Source organism: Haloleucobacter ellipsoideus, from assembly GCF_052491725.1.
The window spans coordinates 70,529-91,201 of record NZ_JBQWAR010000013.1 but is presented as its reverse complement, the minus strand read 5'-3'; the positions used below and the strand labels follow the sequence as shown (position 1 = coordinate 91,201).

15 protein-coding genes are annotated in these 20,673 nt (G+C 62.5%); 12 read left to right on the top strand and 3 right to left on the bottom strand.

Features of this window, described 5'->3' with window-relative positions; all coding sequences use genetic code 11:
- Window positions 1-63: 63 nt before the first annotated feature.
- Together trmFO and uvrA are read right to left on the bottom strand one after the other, a co-directional pair.
- Entirely contained in the window at window positions 64-1,464 is a 1,401-nt protein-coding gene (gene trmFO, locus ACT6QG_RS02605; RefSeq protein ID WP_444976036.1) for a methylenetetrahydrofolate--tRNA-(uracil(54)-C(5))-methyltransferase (FADH(2)-oxidizing) TrmFO, read from the bottom strand.
- Between the two features lie 181 nt (window positions 1,465-1,645).
- Window positions 1,646-4,669 (bottom strand): excinuclease ABC subunit UvrA, encoded by a 3,024-nt coding sequence (gene uvrA / locus ACT6QG_RS02600; RefSeq protein ID WP_444976035.1) that lies wholly within the window; start codon window positions 4,667-4,669, stop codon window positions 1,646-1,648.
- Between the two features lie 413 nt (window positions 4,670-5,082).
- Between uvrA and ssb the strand changes: the two genes are divergently transcribed.
- From ssb to ACT6QG_RS02555, 9 genes are all read left to right on the top strand, one after another.
- A complete protein-coding gene (ssb, locus tag ACT6QG_RS02595; protein ID WP_444976034.1) occupies window positions 5,083-5,628 on the top strand; it encodes a single-stranded DNA-binding protein in 546 nt (181 codons plus the stop codon).
- 219 nt (window positions 5,629-5,847) lie between these two features.
- Window positions 5,848-8,607, top strand: a complete 2,760-nt coding sequence (gene gyrA, locus ACT6QG_RS02590) for a DNA gyrase subunit A (protein WP_444976033.1) — start codon at window positions 5,848-5,850, stop codon at window positions 8,605-8,607.
- A gap of 134 nt (window positions 8,608-8,741) precedes the next feature.
- Window positions 8,742-9,830 (top strand): NAD(P)H-dependent flavin oxidoreductase, encoded by a 1,089-nt coding sequence (locus tag ACT6QG_RS02585; RefSeq protein WP_444976032.1) that lies wholly within the window; start codon window positions 8,742-8,744, stop codon window positions 9,828-9,830.
- 332 nt (window positions 9,831-10,162) lie between these two features.
- A complete protein-coding gene (locus tag ACT6QG_RS02580; RefSeq protein WP_444976031.1) occupies window positions 10,163-10,573 on the top strand; it encodes a c-type cytochrome in 411 nt (136 codons plus the stop codon).
- Between the two features lie 156 nt (window positions 10,574-10,729).
- Window positions 10,730-11,464 carry a 16S rRNA (uracil(1498)-N(3))-methyltransferase gene (locus tag ACT6QG_RS02575; RefSeq protein WP_444976030.1) on the top strand — a complete coding sequence of 245 codons (735 nt, stop codon included), beginning with the start codon at window positions 10,730-10,732 and terminating at the stop codon, window positions 11,462-11,464.
- Between the two features lie 247 nt (window positions 11,465-11,711).
- Window positions 11,712-12,851, top strand: a complete 1,140-nt coding sequence (locus ACT6QG_RS02570; RefSeq protein WP_444976029.1) for a carboxylate-amine ligase — start codon at window positions 11,712-11,714, stop codon at window positions 12,849-12,851.
- Between the two features lie 250 nt (window positions 12,852-13,101).
- Window positions 13,102-13,962: a UDP-2,3-diacylglucosamine diphosphatase gene (locus ACT6QG_RS02565; RefSeq protein WP_444976028.1), complete on the top strand. Its 861-nt coding sequence runs from the start codon at window positions 13,102-13,104 to the stop codon at window positions 13,960-13,962.
- A complete protein-coding gene (locus ACT6QG_RS02560) occupies window positions 13,962-15,044 on the top strand; it encodes a glycosyltransferase family 4 protein (RefSeq protein ID WP_444976051.1) in 1,083 nt (360 codons plus the stop codon). The genes ACT6QG_RS02565 and ACT6QG_RS02560 overlap by 1 nt, the downstream gene beginning before the upstream one ends.
- 205 nt (window positions 15,045-15,249) lie before the next feature.
- Complete coding sequence (locus tag ACT6QG_RS02555; protein ID WP_444976027.1) at window positions 15,250-16,497, top strand: MFS transporter; 1,248 nt, start codon at window positions 15,250-15,252, stop codon at window positions 16,495-16,497.
- Here ACT6QG_RS02555 and dgcA read toward each other — a convergent pair.
- Window positions 16,486-17,466, bottom strand: a complete 981-nt coding sequence (gene dgcA, locus ACT6QG_RS02550; RefSeq protein ID WP_444976026.1) for an N-acetyl-D-Glu racemase DgcA — start codon at window positions 17,464-17,466, stop codon at window positions 16,486-16,488. The two genes, ACT6QG_RS02555 and dgcA, sit on opposite strands and share 12 nt — an antisense overlap.
- Window positions 17,467-17,760: 294 nt before the next feature.
- Here dgcA and ACT6QG_RS02545 point away from each other — a divergent pair, with 294 nt between their 5' ends.
- The 3 genes from ACT6QG_RS02545 to ACT6QG_RS02535 are packed head-to-tail and all read left to right on the top strand — an operon-like array spanning window position 17,761 to window position 20,671.
- The gene (locus ACT6QG_RS02545) at window positions 17,761-18,888 is read left to right on the top strand and encodes an MlaE family ABC transporter permease (protein WP_444976025.1); all 1,128 of its coding nucleotides are present in this window, start codon (window positions 17,761-17,763) and stop codon (window positions 18,886-18,888) included.
- Window positions 18,889-18,895: 7 nt separating this feature from the next.
- On the top strand, window positions 18,896-19,699 hold the full coding sequence (locus ACT6QG_RS02540; RefSeq protein WP_444976024.1) for an ABC transporter ATP-binding protein: 804 nt from the start codon (window positions 18,896-18,898) through the stop codon (window positions 19,697-19,699).
- Window positions 19,700-19,747: 48 nt separating this feature from the next.
- Window positions 19,748-20,671, top strand: coding sequence for an MlaD family protein (locus tag ACT6QG_RS02535; protein ID WP_444976023.1), 924 nt, complete (start codon window positions 19,748-19,750; stop codon window positions 20,669-20,671).
- Window positions 20,672-20,673: the final 2 nt, after the last annotated feature.

Genomic DNA, 20,673 nt, shown 5'->3' with positions numbered 1-20,673 from the left:
CAGAGCCCCGATTGGGAATGCTTTTGCTGATGCGAACGGGTTCGCATTCAGTTCAGGGACGATCTAAGCCGCCTTGTTGCCGCTGTCGAGCCACTGTTCCATATCGGTGCGGGCGCGCGCTGCGAGGGCCTTCTTGCGGGCAAGGGCCTTTTCACTGCCGCGCAGGCGCTTTCCGCCTTCCCCGCGCGGGGCTTCCGCCAGCGGGGGAAACAGGCCGAAATTGACGTTCATGGGCTGGAAGGAGCGCGGGCCGGCATCCACCGTTTCAATATGACCACCGGTGATATGCCCCAGAAGCGCGCCCAACGCAGTGGTGGGTGGAGGTGGAGCCTGCTCCAGCCCACGCCGCTCGGCCGCCGCGAACCGCCCGGCCAGAAGGCCGATGGCGGCGCTTTCCACATAGCCCTCGCATCCGGTGATCTGCCCGGCAAAGCGCAGGCGGCTATCGGCCTTCAGGCGCAGGCGCGGGTCCAGCAGACGGGGGGAATTGAGATATGTGTTGCGGTGCAGGCCGCCAAGGCGCGCAAACTCCGCATTCTCAAGCCCGGGAATGGTGCGGAAGATGCGCACCTGCTCGGCATGGCGCAGCTTGGTCTGGAAGCCGACCATATTATAAAGCGTGCCCAGCTTGTTATCCTGCCGCAGCTGCACGATGGCATAGGCTTTCACATCCGGCGCATGCGGATTGGTGAGACCCACCGGCTTCATGGGGCCAAAGCGCAGTGTTTCACGCCCCCGCTCGGCCATGACCTCAATGGGCAGGCAGCCGTCGAAATAAGGAGTCTTCGCCTCGAAGTCGCGCAGCGGTACCTTTTCGCCTTCCAGCAAGGCATCGATGAAGGCGCTGTACTGCGCCTGATCCATCGGGCAATTGATATAGTCGGCGCCGTTGCTGTCCGGCCCGCTCTTGTCATAGCGGGACTGGAACCAGGCCTTGTCCATGTCGATGCTGTCGAAATGGATGATGGGGGCAATGGCGTCAAAGAAGGCCAGCGCGCTCTCGCCCGTCAGTTCCAGAACGGATTGCGCGAGCGCCGGTGCCGTAAGCGGCCCGGTGGCGATGATCACATTGTCCCATTCCGCAGGGGGCAGGGTGGTGATCTCCTCGCGGCGCACCTCCACCAGCGGATGGTTGGCCAGCTCTTGGGTGACAGCCTGGGAAAAACTGTCCCGGTCCACGGCGAGGGCACCGCCCGCGGGCACGCGATGGGCATCCGCCACGCGCATGATGAGCGAATCCGCCCTGCGCATTTCCGCATGCAGCACGCCAACCGCATTGGTTTCGGCATCATCCGAACGGAAGGAGTTGGAACAGACAAGTTCTGCGAAACCCTCGGTGTGGTGGGCTTCCGTGCCGCGCACCGGGCGCATTTCATGTAGAATCACCGGCACGCCCTGACGCACGATCTGCCAGGTGGCTTCGGAGCCGGCGAGCCCGGCGCCGATAACGTGAACGGGGTTCATACATCTTCTCCTGAGGATGCGGGCCATGGGAAGGCTCCGCCGCTTTTGCGCCCTTATATCTGGATTCGGGGAAATGTTTGGCCTTGCACCATGCCCGGTAAAATTATGATGCGCGCCCCGTGGAGAGCGACGGCTTCAGGAGCATGCCTGAAGCCGTATCCCTGTTGCCGCCGCGCCCTCTTTAGCTTGCGGGTGAGGCTTTGCGGGTGCGGGCGCGCGGCTTTGTCGTCCTGGCGGGGGCGGGCTCCCTGCTTTCGGCGGCCGGTTCCCCGGTATTCTCCATCTGTGAGGGCGGCTCCTTGAGCGGGCGACGTGCAAGCACCTCGGCCAGAAAACGCCCGGTATGGGAGCGGGGATTGGCGGCAACCTGCTCCGGTGTGCCGGTGGTTACGATTTCGCCGCCCCCGTCACCCCCTTCCGGGCCAAGGTCGATGACCCAGTCCGCTGTCTTGATGACATCGAGATTATGCTCGATCACGACCACCGTATTGCCCTGCTCGACCAGTTCATGGAGCACTTCGAGCAGTTTTTTCACATCGTGAAAATGCAGGCCGGTGGTCGGTTCATCCAGAATATAGAGGGTGCGGCCGGTGGCGCGGCGTGAAAGCTCCTTGGAGAGCTTCACGCGCTGGGCCTCGCCGCCGGAGAGCGTGTTCGCCTGCTGGCCCACCTTGATATAGTCCAGCCCCACCCGGCGCAGTGTTTCCAGCTTGTCACGCACGGCCGGCACGGCCTTGAAGAAGGCTGCGCCTTCCTCCACCGTCATGTCCAGCACATCGGCAATCGACTTGTTCTTGAAGGTGACCTCAAGCGTTTCGCGATTGTAGCGCTTGCCCTTGCAGACATCGCAGGTGACATACACATCCGGCAGGAAGTGCATCTCGATCTTGATGACGCCGTCACCCTGGCAGGCTTCGCACCGCCCGCCCTTCACATTGAAGGAAAAGCGCCCGGGCCCATAGCCGCGCGCCTTCGCTTCCGGCAGGCCGGAAAACCATTCGCGGATGGGCGTGAATGCCCCCGTATAGGTTGCGGGATTGGAGCGGGGCGTGCGGCCGATGGGGGACTGGTCGATATCGATGACCTTGTCCAGATGCTCCAGCCCGTCGAGGCGGTCATAGGGGGCGGGTGCTTCGCTGGCCCCGTTCAGCCGCCGCGCCACAGCCTTGTAGAGTGTATCGAGCAGCAAGGTGGACTTGCCGCCGCCTGAAACACCCGTAACCGCCGTGAACAGGCCGAGCGGGATCTCGGCTGTCACATTCTTCAGATTGTTGCCGCGCGCTCCTTCAAGACGCAGCATGCGCTTGGCATCCGGCTTGCGCCGCGCCGGCACGCCCACGGAAAGCTCGCCCGTGAGATAGCGCCCGGTGAGGGAATTCGGATCGGCCAGAATATCCTGCGGTGTGCCCTGCGAGACAATCCGGCCTCCATGAATGCCGGCGCCGGGGCCGACATCCACCACATAATCCGCCGCGAGAATGGCATCCTCGTCATGCTCCACGACGATGACGGTGTTTCCAAGGTCCCGCAGATGTTTCAGCGTCTCCAGCAGGCGGCTGTTGTCGCGCTGATGCAGGCCGATTGAGGGCTCATCCAGCACATAGAGCACGCCTGTAAGGCCGGAGCCGATCTGCGAGGCCAGACGGATACGCTGGCTCTCCCCGCCTGAAAGTGTGCCGGAAGCGCGCGCAAGGGTGAGATATTCCAGCCCCACATCCAGCAGGAAGGTCAGCCGCTCCCGGATTTCCTTCAGGATGCGGGTGGCGATTTCATTCTGTTTGTCCGTGAGATGGGTTGGCAGTTCCTCGAACCAGCGCGCCGCCGCCTTCACCGAAAGGGCGCCTGCCTCACCAATATGCCGGCCATCAATCTTCACTGCCAGCGCTTCCGGCTTCAGGCGATAGCCATTGCAGGCGGCGCAGGGCACGGTGGAGAAATATTTGGAGATTTCCTCCCGCGCCCAGTCACTGTCCGTCTCCTTCCAGCGCCGGTCCAGATTGCGCACCACGCCTTCAAAGGTCTTTTCTGTTTCGTAGGAGCGCATGCCGTCATTATAGGCAAAGAGGATCTTCTCCTCTCCCGAGCCATAGAGCATCACCTCGCGCGCCTTTTCCGGCAGATCACACCAGGGCACGTTCAGCTTGAAGTCATAGTGTCTGGCCAGCGCATCCAGCGTCTGCCCATAATAGGGTGAGGTGGATTTGGCCCAAGGAGCGATGGCGCCCTGCCGCAGGGTGCGCATCTTGTCCGGCACGACCAGTTCCGGGTCAATGGTCTGCTCAACTCCCAGCCCGTCACAGGCCGGGCAGGCGCCAAAGGGATTGTTGAACGAGAACAGGCGCGGCTCGATTTCGGCAATGGTGAAACCGGAAACCGGGCAGGCGAATTTTTCTGAAAAGACAATGCGGCGCGGTGCGCCATTCTCGTCCTTCTCATCGGCGAATTCAGCAACGGCAATCCCGTCCGCCAGCCCAAGGGCCGTCTCGAAACTGTCGGCCAGCCGTTGGGCAAGGTCGGGGCGCACCACGATACGATCGACGACCACATCGATATCGTGCTTGAACTTCTTGTCCAGCGGCGGGGCGTCGGCGATCTCGTGGAAAGCGCCATCGATCTTGACCCGCTGGAAGCCCTTCTTCATCCATTCGGCCAGTTCCTTGCGGTACTCGCCCTTGCGCCCGCGCACCACGGGCGCAAGCAGATAAAGCCGGGAACCCTCGGGAAGAGCCAGCACGCGGTCCACCATCTGGGAGACGGTCTGGCTTTCGATCGGCAGGCCGGTGGCCGGGGAGTAAGGCACGCCCACGCGCGCCCAGAGCAGGCGCATATAGTCATAGATCTCTGTCACCGTTCCGACGGTGGAGCGCGGATTTTTCGAAGTGGTCTTCTGCTCGATGGAGATGGCGGGGGAAAGACCGTCAATCTGATCCACATCCGGCTTCTGCATCATCTCCAGAAACTGGCGGGCATAGGCCGAAAGGCTTTCCACATAGCGCCGCTGGCCCTCGGCATAGATGGTGTCAAAAGCCAGAGAGCTTTTGCCGGAGCCGGAAAGGCCCGTGAACACCACAAGGCTGTCGCGCGGGATCTCCAGATCGACATTCTTCAGATTGTGCTCACGCGCGCCGCGCACGGAAAGGGTGCGGGAGTCACGCCGGCTGACGGGGGCGGACGAGAGCCGCAGGACAGAATCGCGATCCGACATCGATCTCTCAATGGCGCGGGCTGGGCGCGCAGGCGGGGCGCGCGCCATTCTGCATGGCGCCGGGGTGGCCAGCATGCAGGCGCTGCGGGGAAGGGCTCGAACATGCACCACATATTTGCTGCCGCGCCGGACACGGGCCGAGGTGACTTTGCATGTGGCGGATGCTCATGGTTCAGACCTCTATCTAGTGCGGCATGGGCGATGCGGTAGAGAACATAAGTGGAACTTTTTCTTGGCGCCAGTCAAAAATATCGGTTATGCAGAGGGGCGGATGAAAAGTGGTGCGCGCAGGGGTGCGTTGTGCCGCGCGGCTTAATGGTGGATAACGCGCTTTGAGGTCTCGCGCTCCGGCCGCCTGTGGCTAGGGTGCGCGCTCGCCTGAATGTGTTTGGAAAATGGATGGAGGCCCGCCAATGGCCGGCAGCGTCAACAAGGTGATCCTGGTCGGCAATCTCGGCCGCGACCCGGAGGTGAAGAGCTTCCAGAATGGCGGGCGCGTCTGCAATCTCTCGGTTGCGACGTCTGAAAGCTGGAAGGACAAGAACTCCGGTGAATGGCGCGATCGCACGGAATGGCACCGGGTCGTGGTGTTCAACGAGAACCTGATCGGCCGGGCCGAGCGTTCCCTGCGCAAGGGCTCCAAGGTTTATGTCGAGGGCCAGCTTGAGACCCGCAAGTTCGAGCGCGATGGCCGTGAGCAGTACACCACCGAGATCGTGCTGCGCCCCTATCGTGGCGAACTGACCGCGCTGGATAGCCGCAGTGGCGGCGAGGGCGGCGGTGATGAATATGGTGGCGGTTCAGATTTCGGCTCGTCCAGCCCCATGGGCGGCGGATATTCCGAGGGCGGTTCCGGTGGCGGATATGGCGGCGGAGCACGCCGTGGCGGGGGCAGCAGCGGTGGCGGCTCCGGCGGTGGGCGTCCGGTCAATGATCTGGATGATGAAATCCCCTTCTGAGCCATGCCGGGTGGCCTGCTCCAGCCGGCCTCATGTGCGGGGAAGGGGCGTGAAAACCGGGCGCTGGCCTGCGCATTCGCGAGGCTGTGAAACGCCCGGTCTTCTAAGGCCTTGTTTTGCAAAGATGTTGTTTGCGCCAGTGGCCCGGGTTTCGCTGGTGTCCTCACGATGAATCGGGTAGGAGTGTCCTACCTTCGAATGTTATGCGAGTGTTGACTTTTGGCTGATTCCGAGACGCCGATTTCGGGCGGCGAGCCGTCGTTTGACATCCGGCCCGTTTCCATCACGGAGGAGCTTTCCCGCTCCTACCTCGATTATGCCATGAGCGTCATCGTCGCCCGGGCCCTGCCTGATGTGCGCGACGGTCTGAAGCCTGTGCATCGCCGTATCCTGTTCTCCATGCATGAGAACGGGTATGAGTGGAACAAGTCCTATCGCAAGTCCGCCCGCGTGGTCGGCGACGTTATCGGTAAATATCACCCCCATGGCGACCAGTCCGTTTATGACGCACTGGTGCGCATGGCGCAGCTTTTCGCCATGCGGGTTCCGCTGGTGGATGGCCAGGGCAATTTCGGTTCGGTTGACGGCGATCAGGCCGCCGCCATGCGATATACCGAGGTGCGGCTCGAAAAGGTCACCAATGCCCTTCTCGACGATCTCGACAAGGATACCGTCGACTTTCAGGACAACTATGACAACTCCGAGAGGGAGCCGAGTGTCCTTCCGGCAAAGGTGCCGAATCTTCTGGTGAATGGTGCGGGCGGCATTGCTGTCGGCATGGCCACCAATATCCCGCCCCATAATCTGGGCGAGGTGGTGGACGTCACGGTTGCACTGCTGGATGATCCAACCCTTGAGCCGGAGGCCTTGCTCGATTTCCTGCCGGGGCCGGACTTCCCCACCGGTGCGCTCATTCTGGGCCGCACGGGTATCCGGCAGGCCTATCTCACGGGTCGCGGCTCCATTCTCATGCGCGCGCGCGTCGCCATCGAGAATATCCGCAAGGACCGTGAGGCACTGATCGTCACCGAGATTCCCTATCAGGTGAACAAGGCGACGATGATCGAGAAAATCGCCGAGCTGGTGCGGGACAAGCGGATCGAGGGCATCTCCGAGATCCGTGACGAGAGTGACCGCGATGGCATGCGGGTGGTGATCGAGATCAAGCGCGACGCCCAGGCGGATGTGGTGCTGAACAATCTCTATCGCCAGACGATGCTGCAGACCTCGTTCGGCGTGAATATGGTGGCGCTTTCCGGCGGCAAGCCGGGACTTCTGAACCTGCATGATGTGCTCACCGCCTTCATCGCGTTCCGTGAGGAGGTCATCAGCCGCCGCACCAAGTATCTGCTGCGCAAGGCGCGGGACCGGGCCCATGTCCTGGTGGGTCTGGCCATTGCCGTTGCCAATATTGATGAGGTCATCCGCCTCATCCGCACCGCGCCGGATCCGGCTACCGCACGTGAATCCCTGATGGGGCGGGACTGGCCGGCGCGGGACATGGCGCCGCTGATTGCGCTGATCGCGGACCCGCGCCACATGCTCAATGCGGACGGGACCTACCGTCTCTCGCTGGAGCAGGCGCGTGCCATTCTGGATCTGCGTCTCCAGCGTCTCACCGCTCTCGGGCGGGATGAAATTGCCGATGAGCTGGAAAAGCTGGCGGTCGAGATTGCCGATTATCTCGACATTCTCGCCAGCCGCCCACGCATGCGCGCCATCATCCGTGATGAGCTGCTGGCCATCAAGGCGGAGTTCGGTAATCCCCGGCGCACTGAAATCGTTGAAGGTTTTGGTGATCTGGATGATGAGGACCTCATCCAGCGCGAGGAAATGGTCGTCACCGTTTCCCATGCCGGCTATATCAAGCGCGTGCCGCTTTCCACCTATCGGGCGCAGCGCCGGGGTGGCAAGGGGCGCTCCGCCATGCAGACGCGGGATGAGGATTTCGTCACCCGCCTGTTCGTGGCTTCAACCCATGCGCCGGTGCTGTTCTTCTCCTCCAAGGGGCAGGTTTACAAGTTGAAGGTGTGGCGCCTGCCGCTGGCCGCTCCGCAGGCGCGGGGCAAGGCTCTGGTGAACATTCTGCCGCTGGCGTCGGACGAGCGCATCACCTCTGTGGTTCTTCTGCCCGAGAAGGGCGAAGAGAATGAGCGCGCCCAGATCATGTTCTCCACCACATCCGGCATGGTGCGGCGCAATGCGCTCTCGGATTTCGAGCATGTGAACCGCAATGGCAAGATTGCCATGAAGCTGGGTGAGGGCGAGTCCATTGCCGAGGTTGGCCTGTGCAATGAAGATGATGATGTCCTGCTGACAACAGCCAATGGCGCCTGCATCCGCTTCCCGGTCACCGATGTGCGCGTCTTCAAGGGGCGTGACAGTGTGGGTGTGCGCGGGATCCGGCTGGAGGATGGCGACAGGATCATCTCCATGGCGATCATCCGTCATGTGGAAGCCTCGGCCGATGAGCGTCTGGTCTATATCAAGATGCGCCGGGCCCTTCAGGGCGAGGCGGGTGAGGCGCTGGATGTGGATGCGGAAGAGGGCGCAAGCGGCAATGGCCAGCTTGGTCAGGAGCGCTATGTGGAAATGAGTGAGGCGGAGCAGTTCATCCTCACCATTTCTGAAAATGGCTATGGCAAGCGCAGTTCCTCTTACGAATATCGCGTCACGGGCCGTGGCGGTAAGGGCATCGTCGCCATGGCGGTGAACGAGCGAAACGGGCCGCTGATCGCCTCCTTCCCGGTGGAGGAACATGACCAGATCATGCTTGTCACCGATGGCGGCCAGCTCATCCGTTGCCCGGTGGATGGCATTCGCATTGTCGGCCGCGCCAGCCAGGGGGTCATCGTCTTCAATACGGCTGAGGGTGAGCGCGTTGTTTCCGTTGAGCATATCAGCGAGGAAACAGGTGCCGACGATGGCGCGGAAGAAGATGCCGAGGGTGGCGATGAAGCTGCCGCGCCGGAGGTGTAGGCCGCAGGTGCAAGATTAGGCGGAGCCTTTCTTCAGCTTCTTTTCAGGCGGGGTAGCGCAGGCTGCCCCGCCTTCTTATTGTGTGCCTATTCTGAACCGGCCTTTGATCTGCCCAGCCAAGTGAGGAACCTGCCATGTCGCATCTGATGGAGCGTTTGCATGTGAATGTGCCAATCATCCAGGCGCCCATGGCGGGAACCTCCAGCCCCCAGTTGGCCGCGGCTGTCTGTGCCGCCGGTGCTCTGGGCTCGATTGCGCTGGGGGCAGGGGATGCGGAGGCCGGGCGCATCGCCATTCGTGAAACCCGCATGGCGACAACCCGGCTTTTCAATGTAAACCTGTTTTGTCATGAGCCGGCGGTGCGGGATGAGGCGCGAGAACGCGCATGGCTGGATGCCCTGAGCCCCAGCTTTCAGGCTTTTGATGCAACGCCGCCGGATAGCCTGCGTGAAATCTATCGCAGTTTTGTCAATGATGATGCGATGGCCGACATGCTCGCCGAGGAACGGCCGGCTATTGTCAGCTTCCATTTTGGCCTGCCTCCGGCTGCCCGCATTGCCCGGCTGAAGGCAGATGGCGCAGTGCTGTTTGCCAGTGTGACGAATCTGGAGGAGGCGCGTGCGGCTGCCGCAGCCGGGGTTGATGCGCTCGTCGCGCAGGGCATCGAGGCCGGCGGGCATCGTGGTGTGTTTGATCCGCAGGCGCGGGATGAGCGCCTTTCAACCTTCACGCTTGTCTCGCTTTTGGTGAAAGAGCTTGATCTGCCTGTTATTGCAGCCGGTGGCATCATGAATGGAGCCGGGATCGCGGCCTGTCTGGATCTGGGGGCGATTGCGGTGCAGCTTGGCACGGCCTTCATCGCCTGCCCGGAAAGCCTGGCAGATCAAGCGCATCGTGCGGCGCTTCTGGGGCCCGGTTCTGCACATACGGTGCTTACGGATGCCATTTCCGGTCGTCCGGCACGCTGCATCGCCAATGACTTTACCGCACTGGGGCAGGAATTGGCGCGCAATGGGCACAGGCCGGCCGGTTACCCCATGGCCTATGATGCCGGCAAGGCGCTGAATGCGGCTGCCCGTGCCGCAGGCAATATGCGCTATGGCGCGCAATGGGCAGGGCAGGGTGCACCGCTTGCCCGCGCGCTTCCGGCCGCCGAGCTTGTGGATGTGCTGATGCGCGAGTGTGAAGCCGCGCGTGCTGCGCGCAACCCCGACAAGGGCTGAAGCGGCCCGGTTTCCTGAAGCTGAGAAAGCGCCTCTCAGACCTCCGGCCCGGTGCCGGCGGTATCTGAGGGGCGCTCATGCTGTTGCGGAAATGCGATATATAGGTTTATCAATCTATATTAGTATACGCGTATACATATTCCACCTGCCTGTATATCCGCATGTTTTTGCGGGGAGGACGCATGGTCGCATCGACGTAATTTTTAGATTCATGCTAATGAAAGACTGGACATCCGGGAGCTGAACACGCCCATGCGGGCGAGCGCTTTTGAGGGTGAACGGGTTTTCTGGGTGCATGCGGCTGTTCGCATGTGCTGGTAGGGGGATATCTGATGCGTCTGGCTTCGCTCATTACTGCCGCACTGGCTGCCGCCACTCTGGCTGGCGCTTCCACCGCAGCCCTTGCCGAGCCGGACCCTGCAAAGGGTGAGAAGGTCTTCAAGAAGTGCATGGCCTGCCACATGATCGGGCCGAATGCCAAGCCGCGCGTCGGGCCGCCGCTGAACGGCATTCTCGGGGCCAAGTGGGCGCACTTTGAAGGCTTCAAATATTCGAACGATATTCTGAAGGGTGCCGAGGAAGGCAAGGTTTGGGATGATGCAAACCTCAACAACTATCTGACCAACCCGAAGGTGCTGGCCCCCAAGGGCAAGATGGCCTTCGCCGGCATCAAGAAGGATGATGAGCGGGCAGATCTGATCGCCTATCTCTCCCAGTTTGATGCGGATGGAAACAAGAAGTAGGTTTCCCTCGAAAAGAGCGTTCCGGTTTCAGCCCGGTGCATCTTGAATGCACCGGGCTTTTTTGTGCATTGCATGCTGTTTCTCCGCCCACTTGTCATGTGGCCCCGGTCATGGGAACGCATGGGGCGGAAGCTCCCGGCAAACAAGGAATCTGCCATGGCCGCCGATTATGATTTTCGCGCCCAGCGCCTGCATGTCTCGAATGATCTGGCTGAAGGCGTGGAGATTATCCTTGCCGCCGAACAGGCGCATTATGTGTTGAACGTCATCCGCCTGCCGGTGCAGGGGCGCATTCTGCTGTTCAATGGTCGTGATGGGGAATGGCAGGCGGAGCGTCTGCCGGGCGGCAAGCGCGAGGCGCGGTTTGCGATGCAGGCGCAGACGCGCCCGCAACCCTCCGCTCTGACCCGGGAATATGCCTTCGCCCCGCTCAAGCATGCCCGGCTGGATTATATGGTGCAGAAGGCGGTGGAGATGGGGGCAGGTATTCTCACCCCTGTGCTGACCCGTTACACACAGGTTTCGCGGGTTAATCTGGAGCGTATGGCAGCGAATGCTGCCGAGGCCGCAGAACAGTGCGGCATTCTCACCTTGCCGGTTGTGAATGAGCCGCGCCCGCTTTCGCGATGGCTGGAGGAATTGCCCGCAGAACGCGTGCTGGTCTTCTGCGATGAAGCCGCACCCGATGCCGACCCCATCGCCGAATTGCGCGCCGCTCCCGCACGCCCGGTAAGTGTCCTGATCGGGCCGGAGGGCGGCTTTGCGCCGGAAGAGCGCACACAGCTTTCAAGACGTGCGCTCACCTTGTCTCTCGGCCCGCGGATCCTGCGCGCCGATACCGCTGCTGTTGCGGCGCTGGCCCTGATTGAGGCGGCGGGGTGTCAAAGATGAACGCTGCATCTCGGCCTATTCTGTGAAACTATTATAATGAACTTTCCTTTCGGATTGATGTGTAGAGATAATTCAAACCTTTCCATCTCTGAATTGTGCGTTGCGATAAGTCTATGTTGAGACTCTTGTGCGTATGCGAGGGTTATTTGTCGCATTTTCGTCTGATTTTCAGTGTGTATGTTGTCCCTCAACGGCACATGGTGATTTGCCGTATATGTATATTATAAAAATTCTATGAGGGTGTCACATGTCGCAGCACTACCGATTCGGCATCGAGGAGGAGTTCTTCGTCATTGACGCAGCATCCAAGTCCGCCCAGAAGCGCCTTCCAGCCGGCTTCCGTCAGGAGCTGGAAGAGCGGCTGACGGGCGATGATGGCGCAAGGGGGCGCCTGGCTGGCGAGGTGCTTCCCTGGCAGATCGAGGTGGGGACGGCGCCCGGCATGTCCATGCAGGAGGTGGCGGAGGATCTGCGCAACCTGCGGCAGCTCGCTGGGGCTGTGGGGGAACAGCACGGCCTGAGCATTCTGGCTGCCGGAACCCATCCCACCGCAACTTTCGACAGTGCGCGCGATACGCGCTCCACACGCTATGATGGCATGATGACAGACCTGCAGATGCTCGCCGAGCGCAGCATGGTCTGCGGCCTTCATGTGCAGGTGGAATTGCCGGACCCGGACCAGCGCGTGGATGTCATGCGCCGGATCGTTCCCTATATTCCGCATTTCATCGCGCTCTCCACTTCCTCGCCCTTCTGGGCCTCGAAGCAGACCGGGCTGCTGGGCTATCGCCTCGCGGCCGGAGATGAGCTGCCCCGCACCGGCCTGCCGGAAATGTTCGAGAACAATGCTGCCTATGAGCGCTATGTGGATGCGCTGGTGGCGGCGCGCATGATGTCGGATTCCAATTCCGTGTGGTGGGTGGTGCGCCCCTCCCGCACCGCCCCGACCCTGGAGCTGCGCGCGCCAGACAGTTGCACCCGGCTGGAGGACACCATCGCCATCGCCGCGCTCTACCGGGCGCTGGTGCGCTTTCTGGTGCGCAACCCGCACCATAATCGCGAGGTGGGCACGGTGGATCGCGCCATTGCGGATGAGAACAAGTGGCGCGCCCAGCGCTATGGCATCCATGGCTCGTTCGTGGACCTGACCCAGCGCCGGGCCATTTCGGTTCGTGATGCGGTGGAGGGGCTCGTCAATCTGGTGGCCGAGGATGCCGATGCGCTGGGCAGCCTGAAAGAGCTGCTGCATGTGCGCACCATTGCCGAGCAGGGCACGAGCGCGGACATTCAGCTCGCCATGTTCGAGGAAGCCCGCCACCGCACCGGCAACAAGCGTGATGCGCTGGGCACTGTCACGAGCTGGCTGGCCCATACCACATTGCAGTGAGAAGGCGTGGCGGGGCTGCGGCCCCGCTGTCGCCCTGGGGCGCAGACGGGGGGCGCAGACGGGCCATGAATCACGGTCTTTCGCAGTGCGTCATAAAACAGACAGGGGACTCCGGCTAAGTCTGTCCGTGCTTCTTGAAGTGCGCCCGTTCCGGTTCCCAAGGCGAGGCGAGAGTTCGGCAGGCCCCTGTGGCCGGAATTCTCAAATCCTGGTCTTCGCAGTTCCGGTCCGGGACAAAGCGGGGTCCGCCATGGATACGACCGGCCAGGCCAATCTACCAGTCAGCGCCGTTGCGCATGCCGGCACGGAGCCGCAGGAGCGCCGTTACCGGGCACTGTTCATCTCCGATGTGCATCTGGGTACACGCGGCTGCCAGGCCGATCTGCTGCTCGATTTCCTCAAATATAATGATGCCGATATCATCTATCTGGTGGGTGATATCGTGGATGGCTGGCGGCTGAAATCCTCCTGGTACTGGCCCCAGCAGCATAATGATGTGGTGCAGAAGCTGTTGCGCAAGGGGCGCAAGGGCGCGCGCATCGTCTATCTCCCCGGCAATCACGATGAGTTCCTGCGCGATTATTATGGCACCCATTTCGGTGGCATAGATGTGGTGGAGACCGCCATTCATGAGGCGGCGGATGGCAAGCGCTATCTCGTCATCCATGGAGATGTGTTCGATGTGGTGGTGCGCCATGCCCGGTGGCTCGCCTTTCTGGGCGATGGCGCCTACACCGCCGCGCTCGGCATCAATACCTATGTGAACCTCATTCGCCGCAAGCTCGGGCTCACCTACTGGTCTCTCAGCCAGTGGGCCAAGCTGAAGGTGAAGAATGCGGTGAACTATATTGGCAAGTTCGAGGAGGCGGTGGCAGATGAGGCGCGCCGGCGCGAGGTGGATGGGGTCATTTGCGGGCACATCCATCACGCGGTCATCCATGACCAGTTCGGCGTACATTATCTCAATTGCGGTGACTGGGTTGAAAGCTGCACCGCCATAGCCGAGCATGAAGATGGGCGAATGGAGATTCTGTGCTGGACACGCCGGATGCAAACCGAGACGGACAGGAGTTTGTCATCGGTGAAGGAAGGGACGCAGGCAGCCGCATGATGCGTGTGCTTGTGGCCACGGATGCGTGGCATCCCCAGATCAATGGCGTGGTGCGTTCGCTGGAATATCTGGCGCAGGAGGCCGTGCATCTGGGGGCGGAGATCGCGTTCCTCACGCCCGAGGGCTATCGCACGGTGGGCCTGCCCACTTATGACGAGATCCGCCTCGCTCTCGTCACCCCCGGTATGATCCGTCGGCGGATCGAGGAGATCGACCCGGACTTCGTCCATATCGCCACCGAGGGGCCTATCGGCATGCTGGTGCGGCGGGCCTGCATTGCCCAGCATCGCACCTTCACCACGTCCTACCACACGAAGTTTCCCGAATATCTCTCCGCCCGTGTGCCGGTGCCGGAGCGGGCGAGCTATGCCTGGCTGCGCGCGTTCCATAATGCGGCCGGTGGAGTCATGGTTTCCACCGCAACCCTGGAACGGGACCTGGAGGCGCGCGGTTTCCGTCGCCTCATGCGCTGGTCGCGCGGGGTGGATGCCGAGCTGTTCCGCCCCCGGCCGGATGATGCCGATGCCGAAATCCGCGCCTTGCCGGGCCCGCGCTTCCTGTTTGTCGGGCGTGTGGCGGTGGAAAAGAATATCGAGGCCTTTCTCCGGCTGGATCTGCCGGGAACCAAGGTGGTGGTGGGCAGTGGCCCGGCGCTGGAGGAGCTGAAGGCGCGTTATCCGCAGGTGCGCTTCCTCGGCGCGCGGGAGGGGGAGGCGCTCGCACGGGTCTATTCTGCCTGTGATGTCTTCTGCTTTCCCAGCCGTACGGATACATTCGGCATCGTGCTGCTGGAGGCGCTGGCCAGCGGCCTGCCCGTGGCGGCCTATCCTGTCACCGGTCCCATGGATGTGCTGGCGGATGCGACAGAGCCGGTTGGCATTCTGGATGAGGATCTGCGCTCGGCCTGCCTGCGGGCATTGGAACTGTCACCCGAGGCGGCCCGCCGCTTTGCCTTGCGCTATACATGGCGGGAAAGTGCCCGGCAGTTTCTGGAAAATGTTCTGGAAGCGCACAATATCGGTCCCATTGCCCGGAGATACTGGCTGACCCGACGGGAGAAGCCAGCGCCGGTCGGGGGCTGAGACGGCACAGGCGGCGCGCGGGCGCAGCCAATCCCTTGCCCTGAAGGACGTCGGGCCGCGGCAGGCGGCCTCGTCTTGTGCGGGCAGTATCGACTTCCCTTCAGAATGCGCTATGGCAGGCGCACATCCATGGCGTGCCAGTGCGCCTGTGCGCCTGAGGGTGGCGCGCACTGGCGCGGCCTGCATGCTTGTGAAAGCCGGTTGAATGTCTGCTCAAGCTTCCCAGAAAAGCGCGCCCGCACGATCTGGCACCGATGCAGGGGCGCAGGCGCGCAAGAGCGGGAGCAGTGCACCGCAGCCTTCCGGGCCGCGCTGGCCCTTGCCGCTTCTGCTGGGGGCGACTTTTGCGGCCTTCTACTGGCCGCTTGGCATACAGGTTCCGTTCCTCCCGCTCTGGCTCCAATATCGAGGCCTGGGGCCTGAGGAGATTGGCGTGGTGATCGCCGTTCCGCTGGTTGCCCGCCTGTTCGCGACCCCCATACTGGGCTTCGTTTCAGACAAGGTGGGGCGTCCGCGCGCGGTTCTGCTGGTTCTGGGCGTCGCGACCATTCTCAGCACCATCGCCCTGGCCTTCAGTGTGGACCCGCTGCTCATCAGCCTCACGCTTGGTCTGACGGCATTGAGCTGGAACCCAAGCTTTTCGCTTCTGGATTCCTATACCGCACGGCAGGCGCGGGCGGGGCAGGTGGATTATGGGCGCGCGCGCCAATGGGGCTCGGGGGCCTTTCTGGTGGCCAATCTGGCCGGTGGCTTCATCGTCACGGCGCTGGGGGCCGGCGTGGTGGTGACGCTGATGCTGGCCGGGCATCTGCTCTATCTGCTGTGCCTTTCAACCGTGCCGGAACTGGAGCGCCCGGCGCCACCACCGCCGCGCGCGGGAGCGGGGGGCATTGCCGGGCATCTGTGGCTGGTGCTGGGGGTGGCGGGCGTTGCACTGGTGCAGGCCAGCCATGCCCAGCTTTATGCCTTTGGCTCCATGCAGTGGCGGGCGGAGGGCTATTCTCTGACCATTATCGGCATGCTCTGGGCCGTGGGGGTGGCAGCGGAAATCATGCTGTTCCGGTTCGGCACCCGTCTGGTCATGCGTTTCGGCGCGCTCGGGCTCATCATGCTGGGGGGGCTTGCCGCCGTGCTGCGTTTCGGGGCCATGGCGTTTGATCCGCCACTCATGCTGCTGGTGCCGCTCCAGCTTCTTCACGCCTTTACTTTCGGGGCAACCTATCTTGGCATGGTGGAGCTGGTGGCACGCGGAGTGGCGGAGCACCGCTCCGCTTCCGCCCAGTCCCTGGCCTCATGGACGGTCAGCCTCATGATGGCGGGAGGCAGCGTGGTGGCTGGCCTGTTATGGGTGAAGCTGGGCGCCCATGCCTTCCTCATTTCCGCAGCCATGGGAGGCATCGGCGCCCTTGTCGCGCTGGTGGCGCGGGCGCTGCGTCCGGCTTCAGCCCCATAGGGCCGGAGCGGGCGGGAAGACCTGATCGCCCTCATAATGCAGGGCCGGCGTGCGGTCCTGCGCCAGAAGCAGCGGTCCATCCAGATCCACCACCTGCGCCCGCTGGGCCAGCAGCAGGGCCGGGGCCATGGCCAGTGAACTGGCCAGCATGCACCCCACCATGAGGCCAAATCCCAGCCTTTCGGCCTCATCCGCCATGGCGAGGGCCTCGGTCAGGCCGCCTGTCTTGTCCAGCTTGATATTGACCGCATCATAACGCGTGCGCAGTTCTGCAAGCCCTGCACGGGTATGAACGCTTTCATCCGCACAGATGGGGACAGGATGAGGCATGCGGGCCAGCGCCTCATCCTCTCCTGCCGGGAGAGGCTGCTCCACAAGTTCCACACCCGCAGCGGCGCAGGCTTCCAGCAGGCCGGGCAGCTCTGTCGCGCTCCAGCCCTCATTGGCATCCACGATCAGCCGGGCAGAAGGCGCGGCAGCGCGAATGGCGGCGAGGCGCTCCCTGTCCCCCTCGGCGCCCAGCTTGAGCTTGAGCAGGCGCTTGTCCCTGGCGCGGGCGGCGGCATCGGCCATGGCACCGGGGCTGTCCAGGCTGAGCGTATAGGCGGTGGTGAGCGGCTTGAGGGGCGCGCAACCCGCGCTCCGGGCGGCGGGAATTCTGGAGCGCTTGGCCTCAAGATCCCACAAGGCGCAATCAAGGGCATTGCGCGCGGCACCGGCCGGCAGGCGCTGTTGCAGCCCGGCGCGGGTGAGCCCCGCCGCAATGTCTGCCGCAACCGATTCAATCGCCTCACGCACGCCCTCGACTGTCTCTCCATAGCGGGCATAGGGCACGCATTCCCCGCGCCCGCGGAAGGGGCCATCGCTCAGCTGCGCCTCCACCACCACGGCCTGTGTCTTCGAGCCGCGGGCGATGGTGAAGGTTCCCGCTATGGGAAATGTGACAATGTGAACATCAAGGGCGGGCATGGAAAACCTGTTTCGGAACGGGAGGATGAGGGATCATGACAAGAGAAGTGTGCCTCAAAAGCCTATGTGTCCAAAAAACCACGCCAGAGCGGGGGCTCGACCTGACAAGCCGGGTTCAGTATGTGGTAAGCGATATTCTTACGGTTCTGTATTGATGGATTCGTTAAGCAGGCCGGTCTGGCTCCAGCTTCTTTTGCCTGCCCATGGGGCGTGGTTTGCAGAAGAGCGCGGGGGCGGATGATCCGTACGGGCCCGGGGGCGGCAGTCCGTCAGGGAGGTCTCGGGAGACTTGCATTGCCGCAGAGCGCGTTGATTTCGGTGCAGTTGCAGGAGAACGGCCTGAATGTGGTCGGTCAGGGCCTGTGGACATCCGAGCATGCCGCGTTTCTGGAGCAGGAAGTGGACGCCGCAACCGCGCGCTATCCTGATCCTGAAGGTGTGACGATTGATCTGTCTGGCATCCAGCGCATGGATACGTTTGGCGTATTGCTGCTGGAACGGCTGTTGCAGAGCTGGACCCACGGAAACCATGCCCCGCGCGTGATCGGTCTTGCAGACCGCTTCAAGGTGCTGGAGCAGGAGGTGGAGCGTGGAGCAGACCAGCCCCGCCCGCCGGCACGGCACCGCGAGAAGGGCCTTGAGCTGCTGGGGCACCAGGTGGTGTCCATGGCTCGGGATGCGGTGGTGCTTCTGAATTTCGTGGGCGCGGTGATGGCGGCCATGATGCGCGTGGCCGTTCGCCCGCGCACCTTCCGCTTCACCTCCATGGTGGCGCAGATGGACAGGGTGGGCCTGCGGGCCGTGCCGATCATCATCCTCATCACCTTCCTCATCGGCTGTATCATTGCCCAGCAGGGCATCTTCCATTTCAGCAGTTTCGGCGCAGCCATCTATGTGGTGGACATGGTGGGCGTGCTGGTTCTGCGCGAGCTGGGCGTGCTGATTGTCGCCATCATGCTCGCCGGCCGCTCCGGCAGCGCCTATACGGCCGAACTCGGCTCCATGCGCATGCGCGAGGAGATGGACGCCCTGCGCGTGATGGGGTTCGACCCGATCGAGGTGCTGGTGGTTCCGCGCCTCGTGGCGCTGATCATTGCCCTGCCGCTGCTCGCCTTCATCGGTTCCATGTCGGCCCTGATCGGGGGCGGGCTGGTGTGCTGGATGTATGGCGATATTCCCCCGGATGTCTTCATGTCCCGCCTCAAGCTGGCGATCGACCTCGATCAGTTCGAGGTCGGCATGTACAAGGCGCCCTTCATGGCCGCGACCATCGGCCTTGTGGCCTGCATGGAGGGCATGCGGGTGGGCGGCAGTGCGGAATCGCTGGGCACGCGCACGACGGCATCGGTGGTCAAGGCCATCTTTCTGGTGATCGTGATGGATGGCCTCTTCGCCATCTTCTTCGCCAGCATCAATATGTGAGGGGCGGATGGACACGACCAGCCTCACCCCCGCACAAAGGCCAGACCGCGAGGCGATCATTCGCGTGCGGGACATTGTGGTCGGCTTTGGCGACAAGGTGATTCTCAACCATCTCAACCTCGATATCTATCGCGGCGAGATTCTGGGCTTCGTGGGAGCCTCTGGCGGCGGCAAGTCCGTACTCACCCGCACCATTCTCGGCCTGCTGCCCAAGCGTTCGGGAGATGTCGAGGTTTTCGGACAAAACCTTGATGACCTCAATGAACGCCAGCGCTCGGCTCTGGAGCGGCGCTGGGGGGTGCTGTTCCAGCAGGGCGCGCTGTTCTCATCACTCACCGTGAAGCAGAATATCGAGTTTCCGATCCGGGAACATCTGAAGATCTCGCAGCGCCTGATGGATGACATCACCTTCGCCAAGATCGAGATGGTGGGACTGAAGCCCGATGTGGCGGAAAAGCTGCCCTCGGAGCTTTCCGGCGGCATGATCAAGCGCGCGGCCCTTGCCCGCTCGCTTGCCCTTGACCCGGAGATCCTGTTTCTGGATGAGCCGACCTCCGGCCTCGACCCCATCGGCGCCGGCGAATTTGATGAACTCATCCGCACCTTGCAGCAGACTTTGGGCCTTACCGTTTTCATGGTAACTCACGATCTGGACAGCCTTCACTCCGTTTGCGACAGGATCGCTGCACTGGGGGATGGCAAGGTGATTGCTCAGGGTACGATTGAAGACATGATGGCGGCGCAGCATCCCTGGCTGCGGGCCTATTTCCATGGTTCGCGGGCGCGAGCGGTTCAGGCGGGGCGCAGCTAAACCCCAGAGGCAGGCCGACGGGGCGCGGCGCACGATCGAGAGAGCGGGATGGAGACACGAGCCAATTACACCATTATCGGAGCCTTCACGCTGGCCGTCTTCGCGGCCGCTTTTGGCTTTGTGTATTGGTTTGCCGGTCCTGAGGACACCAGCGGTCGCAAGATCTACGAGATCATTTTCAAGGGCTCGGTCGCGGGCCTTCAGGAAGGGAATGCCGTGCTGTTCAACGGTATTCCTGTCGGGCAGGTGACCAAGCTTGGGCTGGTGCCCGGGCAGCCGGGTGAAGTGCAGGTGATGGTGGGCATCAACAGCAATGTGCCGGTGCTTGCGGATGCGCGCGCCGGTTTGCAGATGCAGGGCATCACCGGCATTGTCGCGGTGATGATTTCAGGCGGAAAGCCGGATGCCCCGCCCTTGCAGGTGGGGCCGAGCGGTTATCCGCGCATTCCGGCACTGGGCACGCTGGGCTTTGCCGGGCTGGTGGATTCCGCGCAGACCGTGGCCCAGAAGATTGAAGAGGTTCTCAGCGCCATCAACCCGAATGATGTGCGGGTTATCGTGTCCAATGTCGAGGTCTTCACCAAGGCGCTGGCCGAGCGCTCGGAGAATGTGAGCAATATCGTCCAGGAGGCGGACAAGCTGGTGGTGCGCCTCAATGAGGTGGCCAACAATGTGGACGCCATGGTGCTGAACCTGAAGGCCGCGACAGAGGACAAGGACGGCATTCTCATGCAGGCCACCGCGGCTGCGGAATCCGTGCGGGTTCTGGCTGACAATCTGGACAAGCGCACCGCGGTCATCACCAATGAGGTGAACCGTCTGGCCGGTCCGACCCTGCGCCAGTACCAGGCCCTGGCCTCGGATGGACAGCGCACGCTGAATGAGATCGATCGTGTGTTGCGCTCCATCCAGCGCAATCCGCAACAGTTCATTACGGGCGGTGGATCATCCGTGCCCACTTACAGGCGATGAGC